This is a genomic window from Massilia sp. LC238 (assembly GCF_000735635.1).
Taxonomy (GTDB): Bacteria; Pseudomonadota; Gammaproteobacteria; order Burkholderiales; family Burkholderiaceae_D; genus Telluria; species Telluria varians.
In genome coordinates, this window is record NZ_JNNN01000038.1 from 217421 (window position 1) to 239559 (window position 22139).

At 67.0% G+C, this 22139-nt stretch carries 22 protein-coding genes and 1 riboswitch; of the genes, 11 read left to right on the forward strand and 11 right to left on the reverse strand.

The window, feature by feature from the left end; all coding sequences use genetic code 11:
* Window positions 1-58 precede the first annotated feature (58 nt).
* The 4 genes from FG94_RS10435 to FG94_RS10450 all read left to right on the forward strand — a co-directional run bounded on the left by FG94_RS10435 (window position 59) and on the right by FG94_RS10450 (window position 3151).
* On the forward strand, window positions 59-1105 hold the full coding sequence (locus FG94_RS10435; protein WP_036210752.1) for a DUF475 domain-containing protein: 1047 nt from the start codon (window positions 59-61) through the stop codon (window positions 1103-1105).
* Between the two features lie 113 nt (window positions 1106-1218).
* Window positions 1219-1794 carry a TerD family protein gene (locus FG94_RS10440; protein ID WP_027867019.1) on the forward strand — a complete coding sequence of 192 codons (576 nt, stop codon included), beginning with the start codon at window positions 1219-1221 and terminating at the stop codon, window positions 1792-1794.
* Window positions 1795-1848: 54 nt separating this feature from the next.
* Window positions 1849-2544, forward strand: coding sequence for a TIGR00266 family protein (locus FG94_RS10445; RefSeq protein ID WP_027867020.1), 696 nt, complete (start codon window positions 1849-1851; stop codon window positions 2542-2544).
* A gap of 22 nt (window positions 2545-2566) precedes the next feature.
* Entirely contained in the window at window positions 2567-3151 is a 585-nt protein-coding gene (locus FG94_RS10450; RefSeq protein ID WP_036210757.1) for a TerD family protein, read from the forward strand.
* A 164-nt stretch (window positions 3152-3315) separates the two neighbouring features.
* Here the strand turns inward: FG94_RS10450 and FG94_RS10455 are convergent, their stop codons facing one another.
* The 4 genes from FG94_RS10455 to FG94_RS28170 form a co-directional block, all read right to left on the reverse strand.
* The gene (locus FG94_RS10455; RefSeq protein WP_229445904.1) at window positions 3316-3531 is read right to left on the reverse strand and encodes a helix-turn-helix transcriptional regulator; all 216 of its coding nucleotides are present in this window, start codon (window positions 3529-3531) and stop codon (window positions 3316-3318) included.
* A 3-nt stretch (window positions 3532-3534) separates the two neighbouring features.
* Window positions 3535-3975 (reverse strand): hypothetical protein, encoded by a 441-nt coding sequence (locus FG94_RS10460; protein ID WP_036210759.1) that lies wholly within the window; start codon window positions 3973-3975, stop codon window positions 3535-3537.
* Window positions 3976-4081: 106 nt separating this feature from the next.
* Complete coding sequence (locus FG94_RS28165) at window positions 4082-4405, reverse strand: sensor histidine kinase KdpD (RefSeq protein WP_051996426.1); 324 nt, start codon at window positions 4403-4405, stop codon at window positions 4082-4084.
* A complete protein-coding gene (locus FG94_RS28170; RefSeq protein WP_051996428.1) occupies window positions 4396-5982 on the reverse strand; it encodes a PAS domain S-box protein in 1587 nt (528 codons plus the stop codon). The genes FG94_RS28165 and FG94_RS28170 overlap by 10 nt, the downstream gene beginning before the upstream one ends.
* Before the next feature lie 197 nt (window positions 5983-6179).
* On the opposite strand from FG94_RS28170, the gene FG94_RS10470 reads away from it, so the two are divergent.
* Genes FG94_RS10470 through FG94_RS10480 form a run of 3 tightly spaced genes read left to right on the forward strand, consistent with a single transcriptional unit; the run spans window position 6180 to window position 8748 of the window.
* A complete protein-coding gene (locus FG94_RS10470) occupies window positions 6180-6578 on the forward strand; it encodes a GntR family transcriptional regulator (RefSeq protein ID WP_036210762.1) in 399 nt (132 codons plus the stop codon).
* The gene (locus FG94_RS10475; protein WP_051996430.1) at window positions 6575-7324 is read left to right on the forward strand and encodes an ABC transporter ATP-binding protein; all 750 of its coding nucleotides are present in this window, start codon (window positions 6575-6577) and stop codon (window positions 7322-7324) included. Before FG94_RS10470 ends, FG94_RS10475 begins: the two co-directional genes overlap by 4 nt.
* On the forward strand, window positions 7321-8748 hold the full coding sequence (locus FG94_RS10480) for a hypothetical protein (RefSeq protein WP_036210764.1): 1428 nt from the start codon (window positions 7321-7323) through the stop codon (window positions 8746-8748). The genes FG94_RS10475 and FG94_RS10480 overlap by 4 nt, the downstream gene beginning before the upstream one ends.
* Before the next feature lie 7 nt (window positions 8749-8755).
* Here the strand turns inward: FG94_RS10480 and FG94_RS10485 are convergent, their stop codons facing one another.
* The 5 genes from FG94_RS10485 to FG94_RS10505 form a co-directional block, all read right to left on the reverse strand.
* On the reverse strand, window positions 8756-9646 hold the full coding sequence (locus FG94_RS10485; protein WP_036210767.1) for a bile acid:sodium symporter family protein: 891 nt from the start codon (window positions 9644-9646) through the stop codon (window positions 8756-8758).
* Between the two features lie 165 nt (window positions 9647-9811).
* A complete protein-coding gene (locus tag FG94_RS10490; RefSeq protein ID WP_152570939.1) occupies window positions 9812-10786 on the reverse strand; it encodes a hypothetical protein in 975 nt (324 codons plus the stop codon).
* Between the two features lie 51 nt (window positions 10787-10837).
* Window positions 10838-12082, reverse strand: coding sequence for a diguanylate cyclase (locus FG94_RS25980; protein ID WP_051996432.1), 1245 nt, complete (start codon window positions 12080-12082; stop codon window positions 10838-10840).
* A 126-nt stretch (window positions 12083-12208) separates the two neighbouring features.
* A complete protein-coding gene (gene ggt, locus FG94_RS10500; protein WP_036210771.1) occupies window positions 12209-13969 on the reverse strand; it encodes a gamma-glutamyltransferase in 1761 nt (586 codons plus the stop codon).
* 19 nt (window positions 13970-13988) lie between these two features.
* Window positions 13989-14390: a hypothetical protein gene (locus FG94_RS10505; protein ID WP_229445905.1), complete on the reverse strand. Its 402-nt coding sequence runs from the start codon at window positions 14388-14390 to the stop codon at window positions 13989-13991.
* A 181-nt stretch (window positions 14391-14571) separates the two neighbouring features.
* On the opposite strand from FG94_RS10505, the gene pstS reads away from it, so the two are divergent.
* The 4 genes from pstS to FG94_RS10525 all read left to right on the forward strand — a co-directional run bounded on the left by pstS (window position 14572) and on the right by FG94_RS10525 (window position 19868).
* On the forward strand, window positions 14572-15609 hold the full coding sequence (gene pstS / locus FG94_RS10510; RefSeq protein ID WP_036210777.1) for a phosphate ABC transporter substrate-binding protein PstS: 1038 nt from the start codon (window positions 14572-14574) through the stop codon (window positions 15607-15609).
* A gap of 59 nt (window positions 15610-15668) precedes the next feature.
* Window positions 15669-16307, forward strand: coding sequence for a response regulator transcription factor (locus FG94_RS10515; protein ID WP_036211072.1), 639 nt, complete (start codon window positions 15669-15671; stop codon window positions 16305-16307).
* A 74-nt stretch (window positions 16308-16381) separates the two neighbouring features.
* On the forward strand, window positions 16382-19108 hold the full coding sequence (locus tag FG94_RS10520; protein WP_036210780.1) for an EAL domain-containing protein: 2727 nt from the start codon (window positions 16382-16384) through the stop codon (window positions 19106-19108).
* 4 nt (window positions 19109-19112) lie between these two features.
* Window positions 19113-19302: riboswitch (yybP-ykoY riboswitch) on the forward strand.
* Window positions 19303-19304: 2 nt separating this feature from the next.
* Window positions 19305-19868 (forward strand): manganese efflux pump MntP family protein, encoded by a 564-nt coding sequence (locus FG94_RS10525; protein WP_027867031.1) that lies wholly within the window; start codon window positions 19305-19307, stop codon window positions 19866-19868.
* A gap of 9 nt (window positions 19869-19877) precedes the next feature.
* On the opposite strand, the gene FG94_RS10530 is transcribed toward FG94_RS10525, so the two are convergent.
* Both FG94_RS10530 and FG94_RS10535 read right to left on the reverse strand, forming a co-directional pair.
* A complete protein-coding gene (locus tag FG94_RS10530; RefSeq protein ID WP_051996435.1) occupies window positions 19878-20420 on the reverse strand; it encodes a gluconate 2-dehydrogenase subunit 3 family protein in 543 nt (180 codons plus the stop codon).
* Window positions 20417-22138 carry a GMC oxidoreductase gene (locus tag FG94_RS10535; protein ID WP_051996468.1) on the reverse strand — a complete coding sequence of 574 codons (1722 nt, stop codon included), beginning with the start codon at window positions 22136-22138 and terminating at the stop codon, window positions 20417-20419. Before FG94_RS10535 ends, FG94_RS10530 begins: the two co-directional genes overlap by 4 nt.
* Between the last annotated feature and the right edge of the window lies 1 nt (window position 22139).

Consider the following 22139-nt stretch of genomic DNA (forward strand, 5'->3'; position numbering starts at 1 on the left):
ACACAACAACTCATCGCATATTCAAAAACTTAACTGAAAAATAAGGGGAAACGACAACATGAAGCACTTTACGTGGTCATTCATCGTGACCGCAGTCTGTATGGCATTGGCAGGCTGGTGGGGTTACGACCATGGCGGCGTCGCCGGCATGATAACGGCGCTGGGCGTGACGGCCATCCTCTCGGTCATGGAAGTCTCACTGTCTTTCGACAACGCGGTGGTGAACGCCTCGGTGCTGAAAGGCTGGGACGAGTTCTGGCTCAAGCTGTTCCTGGGCCTGGGCATGATCATCGCCGTGTTCGGCATGCGCCTGGTATTCCCGCTGGTGATCGTCGCCGTGGCGGCCGACCTGGGCATGATGGAGGTCTGGAACCTGGCCTTGACGAATCCGAAGGAGTTTTCGGGTCACCTGACCGAGCACCATGCGGAAGTGGCGGCCTTCGGCGGCATGTTCCTGCTGCTGGTGTTCCTGAACTTCATGCTGGATGACGAGAAGGAAGTGCACTGGCTCGGCAACATCGAGCGCAAGATCGGCTCGCTCGGCAAGGTGTCCTCGATCTCGGTGCTGGTGGCGCTGGCTGCGCTGATGTACTCGACCAGCTGGATCGCCGAAGGGCAGAAGATGATCGTCCTGATCGCCGGCCTGTGGGGCATCCTGGTGTACATCGGTGTCGACATGATTTCCGGCCTGCTCGAAAAGAGCGAGTCGGACGCAAGCAGCGACGTGGGCGAGATGGTCAAGCGCGGCGGTATCGGCGGCTTCCTGTACCTCGAAGTGCTGGATGCATCGTTCAGTTTTGACGGCGTGATCGGCGCTTTCGCGATCACCAGCGACGTCGTGATCATCATGCTGGGCCTGGCGATCGGCGCGATGTTCGTGCGTTCGATGACGGTCTACCTGGTGCGCCAGGGCACGCTCGACGAGTTCGTCTACCTGGAGCACGGCGCGCACTATGCGATCGGTATCCTGGCCGTGATTATGCTGGTCAGCATGCACATGCACGTGCCGGAGCTGATCACCGGCGGCGTTGGTCTGGCCTTCATCCTGGCCTCGCTGTGGAGCTCGATCCAGCACAAGAAGAAGCACGCGGCAATCGAAGCATAAACAAGGGCAGGCCTGGCCTGCCCTGCAAGAACCGCACGGCAAGTGGCAGAACACCAGCTCGCTGTGCTCATACCCCCGGTGTTCAAGAAGTCATTTTTAGGAGAGTCACAATCATGGCAATCAGTCTGCAAAAAGGCGGCAACGTCAACCTGTCGAAAGAAGCTCCCGGCCTGACCCAGCTGAAGGTCGGCCTCGGTTGGGACACCCGCGCCACCGACGGCGCAGCGTTCGACCTCGACGGCGCGGTGTTCCTGCTGAACTCGTCGGGCAAGGTGCGTTCGGATGGCGACTTCATCTTCTACAACAACCTGAAGTCGGCCGACGGCTCGGTGGTCCACTCGGGCGACAACACCACCGGCGCAGGCGAGGGCGACGACGAAACCGTGTCGATCGACCTGAGCAAGGTGCCGGCCGACGTCGACAAGGTCGTGCTGGCCGTGACCATCCACGACGCCGAAGCGCGCCGCCAGAATTTCGGCATGGTCGGCAAGGCCTTCATCCGCTGCATCAACGCCGCCAACAACAGCGAGATCGCGCGCTACGACCTGTCGGAAGACAGCTCCACCGAAGCGGCGATGATCTTCGGCGAGGTGTATCGTAACGGCGCCGACTGGAAGTTCCGCGCGATCGGCCAGGGCTTCGCGGGCGGCCTGGGGCCTCTCGCCAAGAACTACGGCGTCAACGTTTAATTACCATGCTCGCGGCCCGCGCCAGGTGCGGGCCGCTTACGAAAGGAAGTCCACATGCCAGTATTTACCGTGACCGGGGACGTCGATCCCTTCCTGCATGTCTCGATGCGGCGCGGCGAAACCATCTATTGCGAATCGGATGCGATGGTGATGATGGAGTCGACGCTCGACCTGAAAGGCAAGATGAAGGGCGGCCTGGGCAGCGCGCTGATGCGCACCTTCGCCAACGGCGAGTCCTTCTTCCAGCAGCACATCGAGGCGACCCGCGGCGACGGCGACTGCCTGCTGTCGCCGACCCTGCCGGGCGCGATGCAGACCATCGACTGCGGTCCGAACCAGTACATCATCAGCGACGGCGCGTTTGTCGCCGCCACCTCGGGCGTGGACCTGAAGGTGCGCACCCAGAGTCTCGGCAACGCCCTGTTCGCGCAGAGCGGCGGCTTCTTCGTCACCGAGACGACCGGCAGCGGCCAAGTGGTGGTGTCGGGCTTCGGTTCGATGTCGATGCTGGAGGTGGAACCGGGCAAGGACGCGATCATCGACAACTCGCACGTGGTCTGCTGGGACAGCGGGCTGCGCTACGAGATCTCGATCACGACCGGCCAGAGTGGCGGCTTCCTGGGCAACCTGATCAACAGCCAGACCAGCGGCGAGGGCATGGTATTGCGCTTCTCGGGCAAGGGTCGGGTGTATGTATGTTCGCGCAACCGGATGGCATTCAAGGCCTGGATGCAGACGCCGGCGCGCTGAAGTTTAAATTAGGGAGAACGATATGTCAGTAAATCTGAGCAAGGGCCAGAAAATCTCGCTGGACAAGGAAGCCGGCGGAGCACTGAGCCGCGTGACGATGGGCCTGGGCTGGGACGTGGCCAAGTCGAAGGGTTTCTTCGGCTTCGGCGGCGGCGCCGGCCAGCCGGTCGACCTGGACGCATCGGTCGTGATGTTCGACGAATCGAACCGTCCGATCGACGTGGTCTGGTTCCGCCAGCTCAAGAGCAAGGACGGCAGCATCACCCACACCGGTGACAACCGCACCGGCGCCGGCGATGGCGACGACGAGCAGATCCAGGTCGACCTGTCGCGCGTGCCCGCCAGCGTGAAGTCGCTGGTGTTCACCGTGAACAGCTTCACCGGCCAGAACTTCTCGACCGTGGAAAACGCCTACTGCCGCCTGCTCAACGCCGGCAACAACCAGGAAGTGGCGCGCTTCAACCTGTCGGTGCAGGGCTCGCACACGGCCCAGATCATGGCCAAGCTGTACCGCCACAACGGCGAGTGGAAGATGCATGCGATCGGCGAAAACGGCTCGGGCCGTACCTTCGACGACCTGATGCCGCTGATCACGCCGCACCTGTGATCATCGCTTGATGTATTGGAGAGCCGGGCTTGCCCGGCTCTTTTCGTTTACGCCGCTTCTTCTTACCGGGGTCAGGTCTGACATTTAGACACGGACTGAGCAGTACAGCACGCTAATGCTCGAGCTCGTGTCCGAATGTCAGACCTGACCCCTATGAGGTGGGCTCAGTCCGGGGCTTCCTCCAGCGAGAACAGTTCTTCGACGCTGACGCCGAGTGCCCGCGCCAGCTTCAGCGCCAGGATCGTCGAGGGCACCATGGCCCCGGTCTCGATGGCGTTGATGGATTTGCGCGTGACGCCCGCCCGATCTGCCAGCCCGGCCTGGGTCAGGTCGAGCCTGGCGCGCTGCACTTTCATCGTCGTCTTCAAGTGTTCCGTCATGGTTCAGCGGTCGTGATACAGCAAGCTGCCGAGGAACACGGTGAGACCGGTCGCGATCGTCAGGACCGCCATCAGCGCGACCGGGTAGGGCGTGGACAGCCAGGCCAGGCCGGGCGCCAGCACGACCTGCGCCGCCAGCACGGCGAGGAAGCCATTGCGGCTGGCCTTCTGCTGGCTTGCCTGGCGCAGCTCGTCGTCCACCAGCGCGCGGACCTCGGCGCTGGTCGGGGCGCCGCGCCCGCCGCCCGTCTTCAGGGCGGCCAGGGCAAGCACGATCGCGATCGGCAGGAGGGAGAACAGGCGCGCCGGCGCTTCTGCACCGGGAAATGCCAGCAGGCCGACAGCGGCGGCGGCGAGCACGAGTACGGCTCCCAGCGCAAACCACAACTGGCGGCGCGAAAATGCGACGAGCTCGTCCTGGTGATCGTGAACGGCGGTTTTCATGACAGTGTCTCCTTTATTTGTTGATATGGAGCACTGTAACACAAGATGGACAAAAAGAAACCGATAAGTTACACAAAGAGTCGCTTGGGTGGCTTTTTTGAGCCGATCAGGCCAAAGGCAGCCAGACAGTGAACCTGCAGCCATTGCCCGGTCCATCGCTGTGCGCCTGCACCTCGCCGCCGTGCAGCGCCACCATGGTCCGCACCAAGGCCAGGCCGATGCCCAGGCCGCCCTGCGAACGGTCGGGCGTGCGCTCGGCCTGGGTGAACAGGTCGAAGACCTGCGGCAGCAGCCCGCCATCGATGCCGATGCCGTTGTCCTCCACGCACAGCCGCACGCGCATGCCGTCACGGGCGGCGCCGAGGGCGATCCTGCCGCCGTCCGGGGTGTACTTGGCGGCATTGCCCAGCAGGTTGGCGATCACCTGCACCAGGTGGGTGCATCGCCATGCACCCGGGCCGCGCCCAGGTCCGGCGCCATCTCGAGCGTCAATGCATGACCGCGCGCTTCGACCAGCGGGCGCGACTGCTCGACCGCGCTGGCCACCACCGTCCCGATGCCGACCAGGGTCTTGTCCAGCTTGATCAGCCCGCGCGTCACGCGCGACACATCGAGCAGGTCGTTCACCAGCGACGTCATGTGCCGCACCTGGCGCGCGATCACCTCGCTCGCAACGCGGACGCGCCCGGGATCGGCGGCGATTCTCAGCACCTCGGCGGCGGCGGCGATCGGCGCCAGCGGGTTGCGCAGCTCGTGGGACAGCATCGCGAGGAACTCGTCCTTGCGCCGGTCCTGCTCGCGCAAGGAGCGATACAGCCGGGCGTTGGCGAAACCGGTGGCCGCCAGCGCGGCCAGCTGCGCCAGGATGGCTTCGTCCTGCTCGTCGAAGCCGCCAGCCTTGCCGGCAACCCGGATGTGGCCGATCCGCCGTCCCTTGCGGTCGAGCAGGGGCAGCGCCAGGCTGGCGCCGGGCGCTGCGCCCGGCGCGGCCGCGGAGGCGTCGCCGGTATCGCCATCCAGCGCGACGTCGACCTCGGCCGCGCCGAGGATGGCGCGCACTTCCTGGCTCAAGGCATCGGCGATGTCTTCGCTGGACAGCGCCGTGTGCAGGGTGCGCGCGGCGCTCGCCACCTTGGCCAGCAGGGCCGACTGGCGCCGCTCGCTGTCCAGCCGCTGCAGCAGTCCTTCCTGCTGGGTCACGCTGTCGTGGATGTCGCGGTTGGCGCCGACCCATTCGCGCACGCTGCCGTCAAGCGAGAGGAGGGGAATGCCCTTGACCGCCGTCCAGCGGTAGCTGCCGTCGGCACGGCGCAGGCGGTATTCGGTTTCGTAGGCGGCGTGGCTGGCGATGGAAGCGTCCCAGGCCTGGCGCGTACGCTCGCGATCGTCGGGGTGGACGGCATCGAGCCAGCCGTAGCCACGCCACTCTTCATAGCGCTGGCCGGTGAAGGCGCGCCACGACGGCGAATCCTCGAGGATCTGTCCATTGGCGGTGCTGCTCCAGACGATCTGCGAGGTCGCCATCGCCAGGGTGCGGAAGCGTTCCTCGCGTTCGCGCAGGATGGTTTCGGCCTGGATCCGTTCGGTGATGTCCTCGTGCATCAGCATGACCTCGACCACCCGGCCCTGTTCATCCTTGATGGGATGGGCGCGCGCGGTGACCCAGCGCGCCCGGCCGGATTGCCCGAGCGCGGCGGTGTCGTAATGGATCGCGGGGATCTCGACCGATTCGCCGGCCACCGCGCGCGCCAGGCAGGCGGCGACGCCGGTGGCGACCAGCTGGGGGTCACGCAGCAGGTTGTAGTCGCGGCTCATCACGTGGCGCTTCAGCGCGCTGCCTTCGTGGATGTGCCAGAGCGCTTCCCAGGCCCGGTTCACCCGCATCGTGTAGCCCTGCGGGTCGAGGATCTGCAAGCTGACGGGCGCCTGCTCGAACAGTTCCCGGAAGCGGACTTCGGGATAGGCCTGGGATGCGGCGCCGGCGCCTGTTTCTGCAGTGGGGGACATGGTTCCTTGTTCGTCTCTTTTCGGTGCATGGAAGCGGCATCCACGCGGCCTCGGCGTGCGCATCATGTCATAGATTTGTTTAAGACGGGAAATATACATAGGGCATAACTTGCGCCAGTCGCTTGACAGGAAAAACTGGCGCGGATAGTGTATTACTCAATTAATACACATATACGCAGCGTCAACGAACCCCGCCCATGCCGATCCATCCACCCCAGCTGTTTTCGATTACGCCCGGCTCGACCGAACCGATCTACCGGCAGCTCGTCGAGCAGGTGCGCCGCCTGGTGGCCGGCGGCCAGATGGCGCCCGGCGACGAACTGCCCTCGGTGCGCGAGGTAGCGCAAACGCTTGCCGTCAATCCGATGACCGTGTCCAAGGCCTACTGCCTGCTCGAGGCCGAGGGCCTGCTGGTGCGCCGGCGCGGCCTCGGAATGCTGGTGGCCGAGCGTCCGCGCGCCGCGCAGGGCAGGGCCGAGCGGATCGCGCTGCTGCGCCCGACCCTGGAGCGCGCCGCGCGCGAGGCACGCGAACTCGAACTCGACTCCGACACCGTCCTTTCCCTTTTCACCCACATCCTGAAGGAAGAATCGTGACTGCACCCATCATCCAGATGCGCGACGTGGCCAAGTACTACGGCAGTGCCAGCGTCCTGAGTAGCCTGAACTGGGAAGTCGGGCAGGGCCAGGTCATCGGCCTGCTGGGCCGCAACGGCGCCGGCAAGTCGACGCTGATGGAATGCCTGCTCGGCCTGCGCGAGCAGGATGCCGGCAGCATCCGCCTGTTCGGCGAAGACGTTGCCGCGCTGTCGGATGCGACCCGCGCCCGGATCGGTTACGTGCCGCAGAAGCACGGCCTGTTCGAGTGGATGACGCCGCTGCAGATGCTGGATTATTTCAAGGCCATGTATCCGCGCTGGAACGGGGTCAAGGTCGATGCGTTGCTGGAACGCTGGGGCTTCGGCGACATCCTGCTCCACAAGCCGATCGGCCGCCTGTCCGGCGGCGAGCAGCAGCGCCTGTCGATCATCCGCGCGCTGGCGCACGACCCGGAACTGCTGGTGCTGGACGAGCCGGTGTCGGCGCTGGATCCGGCCGGGCGCCGCGCTTTTCTCTCCGAGCTGGTGGACGACGTGATCGAACGCGGCACCACGGTGGTGTTCTCGACCCACATCCTGACCGACCTGGAACGGGTGGCGCTCGACGTCGCCTTCCTGAAGGGCGGCCGTATTGCGCTGCAGGGGCCGCTCGACGAACTGCTGGAAGGGGCGCGCAGCACGACCGAAGGCCGCCGCGCCGAGCCGCTCAGCCTGGAAGACCTGTTCATCGAGGTGACCCAATGAATGCGACGATGAACGCGCGCCTGCGCGACTACCGGATGCTGTGGCGTGCCGCGGTGACGCATGCCAACCCGCGCATGTCGGGCGTGATCCGTTGGGGCGCGATCATCACCGCGATCGTCTTCGCCGCCGCGCAGGCGGTGAACGAGGGGCCGCGCGAAGGCCTGGCCACGTTGTGGACCGCTGCCTCCGTGCTTCTCCTGCTGAACTGGGCATGGTGCTTCATGCCGGGCGCCATGAAGCTCAATACGCCGGTGAATGCCTGGCTGGTTCCGCAAATGCGCCGGCGCCTGGTCGAGCTGTCCTGCCTGGTGTGCCTGGCCGGCATCGCCGGCTTCGCCAGTGCGCCCCATGCCGATACCAGTGCGCTCGGGTTCTGGTTGTTGTGGCTGGTGATCTTCGTCGTGGGTATCGGCCTGGGCGCGGCGGGACACCGGGCGGCCGAACCGATCATCACGACGCTGTGTTTCAGCTGGTTGCTGGTGGAGTGGCTGCCGCAAGACCTGACCGCGCTCCTGTCCCATCCTGTGGCCGTGGTCCTGGCGTTGCCCATCTATGCAGGCGTCATCGTGGTGGCGGTATGCGCCATGTTCCCGCGAGGAGGCGAGCGCCACTGGGAGATGATGGCCAAGCGCCTGCGCTGGGTCGCCTCGTCCGGCCAGCCGGATCCGCTGGTCGAGCAGATGGCGAGCAAGCAGACCAGAGGCTGGTACGGCAAGACGCTGCGCCGCGACAGTGCGAGGCGCGATGGCCGGCGCCTGGCGCTGCATGCGCTCGGGCCCACCCACCACCTGGCCGAAACCGTGGCCGTGCTGGCCATCCTGGCCGTGGTCGTGATCTGTACCGGCATCCTCGCCACCTGGCGCGCCGATCGTGAGGTCACGGCGGGCATCGGCTGGCTGTTCGCCTGCACGCTGCTGGTCGTTCCTCTCCTGCACAGCGTGCGCCTGGCCCAGCTGCCGGCGGACCTCGCCGCCGAACAGGGGCTGGTGCTGCTGGCTCCCGCCATGCCGGGCAGGGCGGCGGCCTTCAACGCCCAGCTCGGCCGCAGCTTGCTGCTGCAGGCGCTGGCAGGCTGGGCGCTGGCCACCGGCGCCGCACTGCTGCTGGCGGCGCTCGGCGGTGCGGGACCGGAGGCGCTGTTGCGGGTGCTCTGCGTCGCCTGCATCGTCCTGCCTGTGGTGGCGGTGCCGCTGCGCAAGCACGCCAGCCGAACGGGAAATGCAGCCGGCGCGGCGGCAACGCTGCTCCTGGTGTCGATCGTGGAAGGCGTCATCCTCGGCCTTGCGCTCAGTTCCATGGCCGGCATCCCGGCGCTGCCGGTAGCCGCCCTGGCCAGCATCGGCCTGACGGTGGTCGTCGTCATGCGCGGACTGCGCACGATGCGGCGCGGGCCCTTCGCCTTCCCGGCAGGGCGCATGGATTGACAATCCCTCAGCTGGACGCCGGCGCCGCGGCGCCGGCCGTTTGCTTGCGACCCAGGATCAGGAAGCCGAAGGCGGTGGCGAACACGTACATGCTGACCGAGTAGATCGCCGCCGGCAGCATCAGCTGGAAGTCGCCCAGCACCGACACCGCCACGAAAATCGCCAGGGTGGAGTTGTGGATGCCGATCTCGTAGCCGATCGCGATGGCGTTCGGCTTGTCCAGGCCCAGCATGCGCGGCACGTAGTAGCCCAGGCCCAGGCTCAGGATGTTGAAGAGGATGACGGCCAGGCCGATCGAGGCGAAGGAGCTCGTGATGGCCGTCCATTCCTTGGCGATGGCGATGATGGCGAGCAGGGCCAGCACGGCCATCGAGAAGCGCTTCATCGGCTTGTCCATGCGCGCGGCAAAGCCTGGGGCGCGGCTTTTCACGAACATGCCGATCGCCACCGGGATCAGCACGATGACGATCACCTCGATCACCTTGGCGGTCTGCATCGGCACCACCTGCCCGCTTTTCGCGAAGGTGGCGATGGCGAAGTTGGCGATCAGGGGCAGGCTGACGATCGACAGCACGGTGTTGATCGCGGTGAGCGAGATGTTCATCGCCACGTTGCCGCCGAACAGGTGGCTGAACAGGTTGGCCGAGACGCCGCCTGGCGATGCCGCCAGCAGCATCAGGCCGACCGCGTACACCGGCGCCACGCCCAGCCCGACGATCAGGCCGTAGCAGATCGCCGGCAGCACCATGGCCTGCAGGACCAGGGCCAGCACCACGGCCTTCGGGTGCTTGATGAGGCGGCGGAAGTCGGCGAGGGTGAGGGACAGGCCCAGCCCGAACATGATCAGCGCCAGCGCGCCGATCAGGAGGGTGGGCAACAGGGTAATGAAGTTGCTCATGCGTTGTCTCCGTCGTTATCGTTATTCGGTCGCGCAGGCTCGGCGGCCGTCCTGACAGTGTAGTACCTTGCTGAGCTGTACAGACAAAAAAATGCGGCGGCACCGGATGCAGACGGCGCGCCGCACGAAGGCGTGACGGGAATCGCACGCATGGAGACGGGGTGACTACTGAATCGCGCTTGCTTCCTTCAGCACGGCAGGCCAGTCGATGTTGTACAGCACGCCGATCAGCCGCCCGGCGTTGCCGACCGGGTCGATGCGCTTCTGCACGAGGTGCAGCTCGCTGGGGATGAAGGCGCCGACGTAGACGGTCATGAACTGGATGTCCGAGCGCGGCCGCGCATCGTCGAGCAGGTCGGGGTTCACCTGCGTGTCGTCGGCCGGACCGACGAGCAGCGGGCGGTCGGTATTCGGGATCACGAACATGTAGCCGTGGCGTAGCACGGTCATGCCCTTGTAGCTGCCGGACGAGCGGCGAGAACCGATCTCTTCCGGATTGTTCACGGTGATCTTGAGCACCGGGCCTTCTCCTGGCGTGTGGAAGCTGCCGTCCGGGTGGCGCACCGTCTTCGGATCGTCCAGGCTGATCGGACGAGCAATCATCGACAGACTGGCTACCAGAGGCCGCTTGCCGCCGTCGTAGCCGAAATCGGCGCTCCAGGTCAGGCTCGCGCCGCGGATGCCGACCAGGGCCGGATGCGCCATCACCCGCGCGATGATCCGTTCGAGCCTGCGCTGCAGCAGGGCGTAGTCCGCCCCCTTCTTGCTGGCGCCGAACTTCGAGGGTATGGGCATGATCCAGCCCGGCGCGTCGAGCTCGGGCGTGCTGCCGCGGGTCGGAGCGTCCGGCCGGCTCCAGTAGTCGATGATGTAGTCGGCGTGGAAGGGTTCGCCGTTCTCCAGGCGCATGCGCTGCTCCCTGGCGACGGCGCGCACCCTGGGCGCGGCGGCGGCCGGAACGGCCGGAGCAGCCGCCGTCGCGACCTTCGCCGCCGCGGCCCTGGATACCGCCTGCACGGTGTCGCCCACCACTTGCCTGGCCAGGTTGTTGAGGAAATCGCTGGCCGCTGCCGGCTGCGCCGCGACGAGGGTGGCGCAGAGCATTGCCAGCAGGGCAGGGGAAAAGCGTCGCTGAGTCATACCGGTCCGTGGTGTGGGATTGTCCGGTACGCACTCTAGCCCCGTGCTGCGCTAGAAAACAGCCCCCGTCATGGGGGCGGTGCGACTGGCAGCGCCGTGCACATTCGGCGCAGGGCCGGGTTCGGCGCGCGCGAACGACAGCATGCCGCGGCCGCCGTGCTTGGACGCGTAGAGCGCGTCGTCGGCGGCCTGCATCACGCCCTCCAGGTCGGCGCCGTTCAGCGGGAAGCCCGCGGCGCCGATGCTGGCACCGACCGCGTTGTCGGCCAGGCCCGGACGCAGGGAGGGGTAGAGGCAGTCGATCAGGCGCCGGCCGACGCTGGTGACTTCGTTGCGCGAGAACTCGCCGTCCATCAGCACCACGAATTCGTCGCCGCCCACGCGCGCCAGGAATTCGCCGCTGCGCAGGACCGACTGGAAGCGCCGCGCCACTTCCTTCAGCACCTCGTCGCCGGCCGCGTGGCCGTGGGTGTCGTTGACCTCCTTGAAGCGGTCCAGGTCGATGGCCAGCATGGTAAAGGGCTTGCCGCTGCGCTGGCTCCTGGCCACCAGGCGGCGCGCCCAGCGGTCGAAGTAGCGCCGGTTCGGCAGGCCGGTGAGGACGTCGTGCGAGGCTTCCATCGCCAGGCGCTTGGCCAGCTCGTTGTTGCGGCGCGCGGCCGCCGACAGCGAGCGCCAGGCGTGCACCGTCATGGCGACCACGGTCGACAGCATCAGCACCAGGATCATGGCGGCGCGCAGCAGGCGGCGGTTGAAGTCGTCGATGAGCGCTTCGCGGACCACCCGCAGCCGCGTCACCTCGTCCTGGATCAGCCGGCGCGCTTCGCGCATCTTGCTGCGGCCGAAGCCCTCGCGCACGATGGCCAGGGCGGCGGCATCGTCGCCGCGCTTCTTGAGCTGCACGGTGCGCTCGATCTCGTCGAGCTTGCTCTCCGTGACCAGGGCCAGCTTACGCACGTTGGCGAGGAATTGCGCGTCGTGGTAGCCGGACTGCTCGGCCTGCGCCAGACTGTCGCGCACGCTGCCGCGTCCGAGCTGGTAGGGCTCGAGGTAGGCCGGGTCGCCGGTGAGCAGGAATCCGCGCTGCCCGGTCTCGGCATTGAGCAGGTTCATCAGGACGTTGCGGACCTGGATGCGCGCCACGTCGTTCTGCTTGAGCTGGCCCATCGCGTCGCGCAGGTCGACGACCTCGCGGACGAAAAAGATGCTCATCGCCGTGATGAGCACGAGCGCGAGGACCAGGGTGAGGGCACTCCGGCGGATCGGCGGGGTGGGCACGACGTAGGAGGTGGACATGACAATATGAACATTGCTGATGCTCGTATGTTATCCCAATGTAAGACCATTCCTACATGAAATTAGTGTTTTAACCACGAAAGATATTGAACATGTGCGAAACGCCCAACGCCAGGGAATGTTTCTCTAATGACCGCGGCGCTGCACCAGGGCCGTGCCGACCCCGTGGCGCTTGCTTTCGCTGACCGCGGTGACGGTGCCGTCCGGGTTGAACACCAGGGCATTCGCGGCGCCGATTTCCTCCGGCTCGGCCTCCCAGCGGTGGCCAAGGCGCTCGAGCGCGCGCGCTTGTTCGCTGTCGGCAAAGCCCGGCTCGATCGAGGTGGCCTCGCCGTTGCGCTCCGAGATGCGCGGCGCGTTCACGGCCTGGTCCATCGGCATGCCGAGGTCGATGTAGTTGACGATGGTCTGCAGCACCGTCGTGATGATGGTCGAGCCGCCCGGGCTGCCGATGGTGAAGGCCGGCTTGCCGTCCTTGAGCGCGATGGTGGGCGCCATGCTGGAACGCGGGCGCTTGCCGGCTTCGGGCACGTTCGGGTGCGGGCCGCTGAAATCGAAGTCGGTCAGCTCGTTATTCAGCAGGAAGCCGTAGCCCGGCACCACGATGCCACTGCCGCCCCAGGATTCGATGGTGAAGGTATAGGACACCACGTTGCCGTCCTTGTCCGAGACCGTCAGGTGGGTGGTGTGGGCGTTTTCCAGCTGCAGTTTGGCGGACTGGGGGGATACGGCCTCCCGGCGCAGCGGCACGCTCAGGTCGCGCTGGTAGCCGTAGGGGTCGCCCGCTGCCGCATTGCGCGCAGCCTGCGCCCCGATCAGCTTGCGCCGCTGGGCCGCGTATTCCTTGGACAGGATGCCGGCCACCGGCGCGTCGATGTATTCGGTGTCGGCCAGGTAGGCGTTGCGGTCGGCGAAGGCCAGGCGGCTGGCCTCGATGTACAGGTGCTCGGCCTGGGCGCGCGGCAGCTTTTTCAGGTCGTAGCCTTCCAGGATGTTGAGCGCTTCGGCCACCGTGGCGCCGCCGCTGCTGGGCAGCGGCATGCCGACAATCTCGTAGCCGCGGTAGGTGCTGCGCAGCGGCTGGCGGATGCGCGCCTCGTAGTTGGCCAGGTCGGCCATCGTCATCTTGCCCGGGCGCGCGCTCTTGCCCGGGGCCAGCGGCGGCTTGTTGACCGCATCGATGATGGCGCGCGCGAGCGGCCCTTCGTAGAAGGCCTTGACGCCGCCCTCGGCGATCTCGCGGTAGGCCTTGGCCATGCCCGGATTGCGGATCAGGGTGCCCGGCTGCACGGCCTTGCCGTTGCGCAGGTAGAGCGCACTGGTCGGCGCGTATAGCTGAAATTTTCTTTCATTTTGAGCCGTTAAATGACTGAATATTTCAGTCACCGTATAGCCCTTGTCGGCGACCTCGATCGCCGGCGCCAGCACCTGGCTGAAGCGCATCGTACCGTAGCGCTCGAGCGCTTCGTGCCAGCCGCGCACGGTACCGGGCACGCCGACCGAGGCGCCGCTCGCCACCGCCGTGTCGAAGTCGACCGGCTTGCCGTTCTCGAGGAAAGCCTGGGGCGTGAAGCTGGCCGGAGCCGTCTCGCGGTGGTCGATGGTGATGGCGCGCTTGTCCTTGGCCAGGTAGATCACCATGAAGCCGCCGCCGCCGATGCCGCAGCTGAACGGATCGGTGACGCCCAGCGTGGCCGCGGCCGCGACCGCCGCGTCGACCGCATTGCCGCCCTTGTTCAGGATCGCCATGGCCGACTGCGAGGCCTGCTCGCTGATGGTGGCGACCGCGCCGCCGGTGCCGGTGGCTACCGGCGTCTTCGCCGTGGCCGCGGCCGGGTGCAGGACGATGGACAAAGTCAGCCCGCAAGCGAGCAGGGTCGCCTTCATGGGGTCTTCCTTCGAGCGCCTAGTAGGCGTACATGTTGAAGGTCACCGGATACGACACCGGCGCGGCCCCCGCGATGCCGCGCGGCGGCTGCGGGGTCAGGTGATCGAGCTGGATGAGCGAGCCGCGCAGCGCCGGCGACATGTAGCCCGGCCGGCCCGGCACCAGGTAGAAGCCCTGCGCCACGTTGCCGATGCGCATCGTGAAGCGGTAGGCCAGCTGGCCCGGCCAGATGCAGCGCGCGTTATCGGGGCAGCGGCTGTCTTCCGCGCCTTCGTAGGTGATGGTCAGGCCTTCGTCCAGCGGCAGCACCTGGCGCTCGGTCAGGGTGTAGCGCGCTTCGGGCAGGCGTTCGGGGGTGGCGCAGCCGAGCAGCAGCGAGGCGGCGCAGCCGAAGGAGAGAACACGGAGCAGGTGATGCATGCGATGTCCACCGGGTTGTTTTTTTGGAATCCTCATCATAGCAAACCTGCCCGCCGCGGTCGCGCACATGCGGTCATGGAGCGGTCACATTGCCGTCATATTCCGGTCATATCGGCGGACTAGACTTTGCCGCGTGGTCCAAAACACACCTCCATCAACCAGGAATAGGAATAAGAAGCCAATGTTCAAGAAGATCCTCGCCGCCGCAGCCACCACTGCCGCCGTGTTCGCGATGTCGACCTCCCACGCCGCAGACATGACCGGCGCCGGCGCGACCTTCCCGTACCCGATCTACGCCAAGTGGGCCGAGTCGTACAAGGCTGCCACCGGCAATGGCTTGAACTACCAGTCGGTCGGTTCGGGCGCCGGCATCAAGCAGATCAAGGCCAAGACCGTGGACTTCGGCGCGTCGGACATGCCGCTGAAAGCCGAAGACCTGGACGAAGCCGGCCTGATGCAGTTCCCGGCCATCATGGGCGGCGTGGTCGCCGTGGTCAACGTCGAAGGCGTGCAGCCGGGCCAGCTCAAGCTGACCGGCCCGGTGCTGGCCGACATCTACATGGGCAAGATCACCAAGTGGGACGCACAAGCAATCGCCGCGCTGAACCCGGGCGTGAAGCTCCCTAGCGCAGACATCACCGTCGTGCACCGCGCCGATTCCTCGGGCACCTCCTTCCTGTTCACCGACTACCTGGCCAAGACCAGCCCCGACTGGAAGAACAGCATCGGCGCCGGCACCACCGTGAAGTGGGCGGTGGGCGTGGGCGGCAAGGGCAACGAAGGCGTGGCCGCCAACGTGCAGCGCATCAAGGGCGCGATCGGCTACGTCGAGTGGGCCTACGCCAAGAAGAACAAGCTGGCGCACACCCAGCTGAAGAACAAGGACGGCGCCTTCCTGCAGCCGGACGACGAGGCCTTCAAGGCCGCCGCCGCCGGCGCCGAATGGACCAAGGCCCCGGGCTTCGGCGTGGTGCTGACCGACGCGGCCGGCAAGCAGAGCTGGCCGATCACGGGCGTGTCCTACATCCTGATGCACAAGACCCAGGCCAATGCCGCCAAGGGCCTGGAAGTCGTGAAGTTCTTCGACTGGGCCTTCAAGAACGGCGCCCCGGCTGCCGCCGAGCTGGACTACGTGCCGATGCCGGCATCGGTCGTCAAGCTGGTGCAGGCCAACTGGAAAGCCAACCTGAAGGATGCATCGGGCAAGGCGATCTACTGATCCCCTGACTCCGTCACGATTCCGGCAGCTGGGCTGCCGGATTTTCTTTGGACCCCATGATGACAACGGCTAACACGATCGTCCTGGTCGTCGACGACAAGCCGGCCATCGCCGAGCTGCTCAAGTATTCGCTGCACGAAGACGAGTGGGTCTGGCACAGCGTGCCGAGCCTGGCGCAGGCCTGGGATTTCATCGGGCGCGAACGCCCCGAACTGCTGCTGCAGGAATCGATGCTGCGCCAGGAAGGCGGCCTGCGCCTGCTGGCGCGCCTGCGCGGCGATCGCCGCCTGCGCGAGAAACCGGTGATCCTGCTCGCTGCCGAATCCACGGACGGCGAACGCACGGCGCCGCCCCCGCTCGCCGAATTCATCCCCCAGCCGCCGCCGGACGAGGCGCCGGACGAGCGCCTGCTGTGCCTGGGGCGCCTGGTGCTCGATCCGCTCAGCTGCACCGTGCGCGTCGGCAACCACAAGGTCGAGGTGCGCCACGCCGAATACCGGCTGCTGCGCTTCCTGCTGTGCCACCCGGGCCAGGTGTTCTCGCGCGCCCAGCTGCTCGAGCAGCTATGGACCTCGCACGACCGGCTCGACCAGCGCACCGTGGACGTCCACGTGCTGCGCCTGCGCAAGGCGCTGGGACGCGCCAAGTCCCTGCTCAAGACCGTGCGCGGGGCCGGCTACATGCTGTCCGCGGCCTGAGGCAGACCTTGTCATCGGGATGACATGTTTGCTAAGTAGACTTGCGGCAACTTTGCGTCCTTGACCCAGCCTGCATGAGCATCCACGCCGCCGTCCGCACCGCTTCCCGCACCAACCGGTATCTCGTTTTCATCTGGCCGCTCCTCGCGCTGCTCCTGTGCGCGGCGCTGTGGATCGCCACCGTGCTGCGCGCCGAGGCCGAGCGCGCGCGCGCCGACACCCAGGCGCGCAAGGACGCCGGCGCCTATGCCGAGGCCTACGAGCAGTACATCACGCGCTCGGTCGGCCAGATGGACCAGGTCACGATGCAGCTGAAGTTCAGCTGGGAGAAGGGACGCGCGCATCGGAAAGACCTTGGCCTGCTCGACGAACTGCGCCGCGACGGCATGTTCACCGACGCCGCCTTCGGCGTGGTCGCGATCGTCGACCGCGACGGCATGGTGCAGGCCTCGACCCGGCCCGCGCTGCTCGGCAGCGACCTGTCCGCCGGGCCTTATTTCGTCCAGCACCGCAACCACATCTCGACCGCCTTGCGCGTCGGCGCCGCGCCGCCACGCTTCGTCAAGGAAGGCGAGGGCGGCGAACTGGTGCTGTTCACCCGCCGCCTCGACACCCGCGACGACGAATTCGACGGCATCGTCCTGATGGCGGTCGATGCGCGCTACTTCACCTCCTTCGTCAGCCCGGCCACGCTAGGTGCGGGCGGCGTGGCGGCGCTGGCCGGCAGCGAAGGGCGCCTGCGCGCCGAGCAGCACAGCGACGGCAGCGCCTTCCGCGACGGCGGCCCCAGGCTGCTGCCGGCGCGCGCGGAGCTGTGGGCGGGCGACCACGGCGTGCGCCTGGTGCAGGGGCAGGATGGTTTCGCCGACGGCCAGGCGCGCGTGCTCGGCTGGCGCCACTCGAGCGCCTATCCGCTGGTGGCCCTGGTCGGCCTGTCGCACGCCAATGCCCTGGACGCCGCGCAGGCGGCCTGGATCGACAGCCGCGACCGCGCCATCGCCATCGGCGCCTGCCTGCTGCTGCTGGGTGCAGTCGGTTCGGTGCTGGCGCGGCGCGCCGTGCTGCGCGAGCGCGAGCAGGAAGAAGTGCAGCGCGCCTACCGCACCGCCACCGAAAGCGGCAACGACGGCTTCTACATGGCCGCCGCCGTGCGCGACCGCGATGGCGACATCCTCGACTTTCGCATCGTCGACTGCAACGAGCGCGGCGCCTTCTTCTACGGGCTGACGCGCGCCACCCTGGTGGGCAGCAGCCTGTCGCAGGTCGACAGCGCCCTGTTCGGCGAAGCCCTGCTCGACACCTACCGCAAGGCGATGGACAGCGGCTTTTACGAGGACGACCGCAAGATGCCCCTGGACAACCGCCTGAACATCAGCTGGGGCCGCCGGCGCCTGGTGCGGGTCGGGAACGGGCTGGCGGTGACGCTGCAGGACATCAGCGAGCGCAAGGCCCACGAGACCCAGCTGGAGCGCCTGGCCAACGAGGACGTGCTGACCGGCCTGGCCACGCGCCACGCTTTCCTGGCCGCGATGCCGGCGATCCTGGCGCAGGCGCGCGGCAGCGAGGCCGGCCTGGCCTTGCTGTTCATCGACCTCGACGAGTTCAAGCAGGTCAACGATACCCACGGCCACGCCACCGGCGACCTGCTGCTCAAGAGCGCGGCGGGGCGCCTGCTGTCGCTGCTGCGCCCGACGGACCGGGTGGCGCGCTTCGGCGGCGACGAGTTCCTGGTGCTGCTGCATCCCTGCGAGGGCGAGCGCCAGGCCGCCTCGGTGGCGGCGCGCATCGTCGAGGCCTTCGGCGTGCCTTTCCTGATCGGCGACGAGCTGCACGCGGTGGGCGCCTCGATCGGCATCAGCATGTTCCCGCGCGACGGCCAGGACGCCGAGACCCTGGTGCGCCACAGCGACATCGCCATGTACGCCGGGAAGAACGAGGGCAAGGGCCAGTACCGCTTCTTCGACCCGGCGCTGTCGAACGGCCTGAACGCGCGCGCCCGCCTGAAGCAGCGCATGCTCGAAGCGATCGAGCACGACCAGTTCCTGCTGCACTACCAGCCGCGCGTGGACGCCCGCAGCGGCGAGCTGCTGAGCATGGAGGCGCTGGTGCGCTGGCGCCATCCGGAACTGGGCGTGGTGGCGCCGGGCGAGTTCATCCCGCTGGCGGAAAGCACCGGCCTGATTCGCAACATCGGCGAGATCGTGATCGACAAGGCCTGCGCCCAGCTGGCCGCCTGGCGCGAGGCGGGAGCCGACCTGGTCCCGGTCTCGATCAACGTCTCGCCCAAGCAGTTCCTGCGCGGCGGCGTGCAGCGCCATCTGAGTGGCGCGATGGCGCGCCACCGCGTGCCGGCCAGCCTGATCGAGATCGAGATCACCGAGTCGGCCATGATGGGCGACCACGACGAGATCCTGGCCGAACTGGCCGCGCTGCGCGCCCTTGGCGTGAAGCTGCACGTGGACGATTTCGGCACCGGCTACTCCTCGCTGTCGCAGCTGCAGCGCCTGAAGATGGACGTGCTGAAGGTGGACCGCGCCTTCACCACGGAACTGGGCAACTCGAAGGAGGGCAGGGTGTTCTTCCAGGCGATCGTGTCGATGGCCCACGCGCTCGGCATGTCCGTGGTGGCCGAAGGGGTCGAGACCGAGGAGCAGCTCGAGATCCTGCGCGGTCTGGATTGCAACGAGGTGCAGGGCTATTACATCGCGCGCCCGGTGCCGGCCGGCGAGATGTTGCAGATGATGGGGCGGCGCTTCCTGTTGGCGCCCGGTTCGCTTGCGCCGGAGGTTGTTTCCTTCTAGAATGCCCACACCCTGTGGGGAGTAGCCTCCTCCTGCGCAATGCGGGAGGGCCCGTGTCAACATACTCGCTTCACTCAGTTTCTGATGCTGAAGCGTGGCGCGGGCGACCTAGCGGTTGGCGAGACCATCGGCCCATCCGCGCCATTGTCGGGCGTGCGGGTGCGCCTTTGTGTTTTTGTCCGACCGGAACCCCAGCATGACCTTCACCGCCCTCGTATTCCTCGCCCTCGCCATGTCGACCGACGCCTTTGCCGCGGCGATCGCCAAGGGCGCCGCCCTGCGCAATCCCGGCCTGCCGCAGGCGCTGCGGATCGGCCTGCTGTTCGGCTGCATCGAGACCATCACCCCGCTGATCGGCTGGGCCCTGGGTTCGCTGGCCGCCGACGCCATCCGCCAATGGGACCACTGGATCGCCTTCTTCCTGCTGCTGGGCCTGGGCGGGCGCATGCTGTGGCTGTCCTTCGGCGACGAGGAAGAAGAAGAGGAGCGCGCCGGCTCGCAGAACTTCCTGGTGCTGGTGCTGACCGCGGTGGCCACCAGCATCGATGCGATGGCGGTCGGGGTCGGACTGGCTTTCGTGGACGTCTCGATCGTGCATGCGGCGGTGGCGATCGGCATCGCCACCACCGTGATGGTCACCATCGGCGTGCTGCTCGGGCGGCGCCTGGGCGCGGCGGTGGGACGCAATGCGGAGCGCATCGGCGGCGTGGTGCTGGTGCTGGTCGGCACGACCATCCTGATCGAACACCTGTCGCAGTAAGGCTCCAGGTTAGGTCGCCCAGCGCCTGTCGCCCTTGGCATACCGGATCCGGCGATACGTGCCCGGCACCGGATCGTAGCGCAGGGCCTGGGTGGCCCCGATTTCCGACGTCAGGTAGCCGTGCACGGTCAGGCGCTTGAGCATGGCGACCATGCTCGCCCCGGCCGGCTCGAGGCTCCAGCGGGTCAGGAAAGCCAGCTTCTGCGCCTCGCTCAGCGCGCCGAAACCCTTGCCATGTTCCTGGGTGCAGGCTGCCTCCAGCGCATCGAGCCCGCGCACGAAGGCTTGCGCCTCGTCCAGCGGCCAGCAGGTATTCACCGTGGCGAGCATGTACAGGCCGATCGCCGCCGCGCGCGCGCCGCCCAGGCCGGGCGTTGCCGGCACGATGGTCTCGCCCAAGTCGTCGAGCAGCAGCACGTCGCGCGCACCGAGCGCGCTGCGCTGGGCGTCGCGTCGCAGGGCAGGCAGGCTGCAGCCGCCGGCAAGGCCGACGCCGCCCAGCGCCATGGACAGCAGCACGCGGCGGCGCCGGCTATCCGGCGGCGCACTCACAGGTTTCCTTTCTTGAGCTGGTCCACGGCGAAATGCGCGGCCCTGGCAGTGAGCGCCATATAAGTGAGCGAAGGATTCGCCGTTCCGCTCGAGGTCATGCAGGCGCCATCGGTGACGAAGACGTTCGGCGCACCCCATACCTGGTTGTGGCCATTGAGCACCGAGGTGCGCGCATCGCGGCCCATGCGGGCCGTGCCCATTTCGTGGTTGCGCAGGCCCATGTTGTCGTGCGCCTCGTGCGCGGTGATGTTGGTGAAGCCCGCACGTTCGAACATCTCGCTGCCCGCGGCCAGCATGTCGCGGGTCATCGCATGCTCGTTGTCGCCGAAAGCGGCGTCGACCTCGAGCAAGGGCATGCCCCAGGCATCGCGCAGGCTCGGGCTCAGGCTGACCTTGTTGCTGTGGTAAGGCAGGCATTCACCGATGCCGCGCATGCTGATCTGCCATGGACCGGGATCGCGCAAGGCGCTCTTGAGTTCCGGCCCCAGGCCCGGGGGCGTAGCACGTGGCGTGCGCGTGCTGCTGCCCTGGTAGGCGAAGCCGCGCAGGAAGGCGCTGCTGCGGTCGGCCCCGAGATTGCGAAAGCGCGGCAGGTAGACGCCGCCGGGACGGCGCCCCTGGTAGTACTGGTCCTGGAACATCGGAATCTCGGCGCCGATCGTGGCATTGCAGTTATGGTCCATCAGGTTGTGTCCCAGCTCGCCGCTGTCATTGCCCATGCCCCGCGGGAAGCGGCTGGAGGTGGAGTTCAGCAGGATCAGCGTCGTGTTCAGGGTCGACGCATTGACGAACACGAGCTTCGCAAAATACTCGGTGCTCGCCCTGGTGTTCGCGTCGATGACGCGCACACCCCGGGCCTTGCCGCTGGCGGGATCGTGGATGATGGATTCCACCACCGCGTGCGGGCGGATGGTCAGCAGGCCGGTCCGGGCCGCCGCCGGCAGGGTGGCGCTATTGCTGCTGAAGTAGCCGCCGAATGGACAACCGCGCACGCACAGGTTGCGGTTCTGGCAGCTGCCGCGGCCGAGGTGCGGCACCGACAGGTTGGCCATGCGCGCGACGATCAGGTGGCGGTCTCCATAATGCCTGGCGAGCTGGCGCTTGAAGTGCTCCTCGGCCGGTGTCATCTGCAGTGGCGGCAGGAATTCGCCGTCCGGCACCTGGGACAAGCCATCGCGCGTGCCGCTGACACCCACGAACCGCTCCACGTGGCTGTACCAGGGGGCGAGGTCGCGATAGCGGATTGGCCAGTCGACGGCAATGCCTTCCCTGGCATTGGCTTCGAAATCCTGCTCGCTCCAGCGCTGGGTCCAGCGCCCCCAGGTCAGCGAGCGCCCACCCAGCTGGTAGCCGCGGATCCAGTCGTAAGGGCGGGTTTGCACATACGGGTGTTCCTTGTCCTTGACGAAGAAGTGCTCGGTCGCTTCCTGGAAGGAGGCATGGCGGCTGGCGATCGGATTGTCTTCCCGCATCTTGCGGCTCAGCTGATTCCGGTTGGGCAGCTCCCACGGCGCGCTCAGCGCGGTCGGATAGTCCGCGATGTGTTCCACCGTCCGGCCGCGCTCGAGGACCAGGGTGCGCAAGCCCAGTTCGCACAACTCCTTCGCCGCGAAACCGCCGCTGATGCCCGAGCCGATCACGATGGCATCGTAGGTATCGACATCGGCTGCCTTGATGTTGAGTGCCGGTGCGGCGGGAGAGGCTGGGATCGTGTTCATC

Coding starts and splice junctions, on each gene's coding strand:
- FG94_RS10435 (WP_036210752.1), top strand. CDS start 59: ATGAAGCACTTTACGTGGTCATTCATCGTGACCGCAGTCTGTATGGCA.
- FG94_RS10440 (WP_027867019.1), top strand. CDS start 1,219: ATGGCAATCAGTCTGCAAAAAGGCGGCAACGTCAACCTGTCGAAAGAA.
- FG94_RS10445 (WP_027867020.1), top strand. CDS start 1,849: ATGCCAGTATTTACCGTGACCGGGGACGTCGATCCCTTCCTGCATGTC.
- FG94_RS10450 (WP_036210757.1), top strand. CDS start 2,567: ATGTCAGTAAATCTGAGCAAGGGCCAGAAAATCTCGCTGGACAAGGAA.
- FG94_RS10455 (WP_229445904.1), bottom strand. CDS start 3,531: ATGACGGAACACTTGAAGACGACGATGAAAGTGCAGCGCGCCAGGCTC.
- FG94_RS10460 (WP_036210759.1), bottom strand. CDS start 3,975: ATGAAAACCGCCGTTCACGATCACCAGGACGAGCTCGTCGCATTTTCG.
- FG94_RS28170 (WP_051996428.1), bottom strand. CDS start 5,982: ATGTCCCCCACTGCAGAAACAGGCGCCGGCGCCGCATCCCAGGCCTAT.
- FG94_RS10470 (WP_036210762.1), top strand. CDS start 6,180: ATGCCGATCCATCCACCCCAGCTGTTTTCGATTACGCCCGGCTCGACC.
- FG94_RS10480 (WP_036210764.1), top strand. CDS start 7,321: ATGAATGCGACGATGAACGCGCGCCTGCGCGACTACCGGATGCTGTGG.
- FG94_RS10485 (WP_036210767.1), bottom strand. CDS start 9,646: ATGAGCAACTTCATTACCCTGTTGCCCACCCTCCTGATCGGCGCGCTG.
- FG94_RS10490 (WP_152570939.1), bottom strand. CDS start 10,786: ATGACTCAGCGACGCTTTTCCCCTGCCCTGCTGGCAATGCTCTGCGCC.
- FG94_RS25980 (WP_051996432.1), bottom strand. CDS start 12,082: ATGTCCACCTCCTACGTCGTGCCCACCCCGCCGATCCGCCGGAGTGCC.
- ggt (WP_036210771.1), bottom strand. CDS start 13,969: ATGAAGGCGACCCTGCTCGCTTGCGGGCTGACTTTGTCCATCGTCCTG.
- FG94_RS10505 (WP_229445905.1), bottom strand. CDS start 14,390: ATGCATCACCTGCTCCGTGTTCTCTCCTTCGGCTGCGCCGCCTCGCTG.
- pstS (WP_036210777.1), top strand. CDS start 14,572: ATGTTCAAGAAGATCCTCGCCGCCGCAGCCACCACTGCCGCCGTGTTC.
- FG94_RS10515 (WP_036211072.1), top strand. CDS start 15,669: ATGACAACGGCTAACACGATCGTCCTGGTCGTCGACGACAAGCCGGCC.
- FG94_RS10520 (WP_036210780.1), top strand. CDS start 16,382: ATGAGCATCCACGCCGCCGTCCGCACCGCTTCCCGCACCAACCGGTAT.
- FG94_RS10525 (WP_027867031.1), top strand. CDS start 19,305: ATGACCTTCACCGCCCTCGTATTCCTCGCCCTCGCCATGTCGACCGAC.
- FG94_RS10535 (WP_051996468.1), bottom strand. CDS start 22,138: ATGAACACGATCCCAGCCTCTCCCGCCGCACCGGCACTCAACATCAAG.